The sequence below is a fragment of the Micromonospora sp. CNB394 genome, from assembly GCF_000374985.1.
Lineage (GTDB): Bacteria > Actinomycetota > Actinomycetes > Mycobacteriales > Micromonosporaceae > Micromonospora > Micromonospora marina.
The window spans coordinates 1-1,331 of record NZ_KB895907.1 but is presented as its reverse complement, the minus strand read 5'-3'; the positions used below and the strand labels follow the sequence as shown (position 1 = coordinate 1,331).

Sequence of the window (1,331 nt, the reverse complement as noted above, 5' to 3'; positions counted from 1 at the left end):
CAGGGCCCCGGCAAAGTCGTGAGGGTGTCCGGCTTGATCCGCTTGGTGTAGACGCGCCCGTGCTGGTGGTAGCAGGGCGGGCATGACTCGTTTAAATGATCATCGAGGTTCTCTACGCCTTGTTGATCGTCCGAAGTGAGTCATGCCCGCCCTGCCATCATCGCTGATATCGTCTGTGTCCAGCGCACCGGATGTCACCGTGCCCGAAACCGCTGCTGGACTGCCCGCAGCGCTGGCCGACCTGCCGGATCCCCGTGCCCGCCGCGGTGTCCGGCACCGGCTGGCAGTCGTGGTGACCGCGGCGGTCTGTGCCGTGGTGGCCGGCTACCGCTCCTACACCGCGATCGCCGAGTGGGTCGCCGACGTCCCGGCCGCGACCGCGGTCGCGTTGGGCATCGCCCCGGACCGGCGCCCGTCGGAGGCGATGATCCGCCGGTTGTTGCAGGCCCTGGACCCGGACCTGCTCACCGCGGCCGTCAGCGGCTGGCTCGCCAGCCGGACCATAGCCACACCGTCAGCGGGCAGGCGGGCGATCGCGGTCGACGGCAAGGCCCTGCGCGGCTCCCGCACCACCAGCACTGCGGCCCGGCACGTCCTCGCGGCCTGCGACCAGGCCACCGGAGTGGTCCTGGCCAGCACCGACGTCGACGGCAAGACCAATGAGATCACCCGCTTCGCACCGCTGCTGGACCAGATCGGCGACCTCCGTGACACCGTGATCACCGTCGACGCCCTGCACTGCCAACGCGACCACGTCGCCTACCTGGCCGAACGCGGCGCCCACTGGATCCTGACCGTCAAAGGCAATCAGCCCAGCCTGCACGCCCAACTCGCCAGCCTGCCCTGGCGAGCCGTCCCCGACGCCACCCGCGACACCGACCGCGGCCACGGCCGCCGCGAGATCCGCACCTGCAAGATCCTGACGATCTCCACCGGGATCGAGTTCCCGCACGCCGCCCAGGCCCTGCAGATCCGCCGCCGCAGACGCCGCCTCGACCAGCCGAAACGCTTCACCACCGAGACCGTCTACGCGATCACCGACCTGCGCGTGCACCAGGCCAGCCCGGCCCAACTGGCCGGATGGATCCGCGGCCACTGGTCGATCGAGAACAAGGTCCACTGGGTGCGAGACGTCACCTACGACGAGGACCGATCCCAGATCCGCACCGGCACCGGCCCCCAAGTCATGGCAGCCCTCCGCAACGCCGCCATCGGCGCCCTACGCACCGCCGGCATCACCAACATCGCCGCCGCGAACCGGCATCACGCCCGCGACAGCACCCGCCCGCTGGCACTACTCGGCATCACCTGACGACTTTGCCGGGGCCCTG

Annotated in this window: 1 protein-coding gene; it reads left to right on the top strand. The window is 70.2% G+C overall.

Features of this window, described 5'->3' with window-relative positions; all coding sequences use genetic code 11:
- Positions 1-199 precede the first annotated feature (199 nt).
- The gene (locus C569_RS0129490; protein WP_018789282.1) at positions 200-1,312 is read left to right on the top strand and encodes an ISAs1 family transposase; all 1,113 of its coding nucleotides are present in this window, start codon (positions 200-202) and stop codon (positions 1,310-1,312) included.
- The last annotated feature ends 19 nt before the right edge of the window (positions 1,313-1,331 follow it).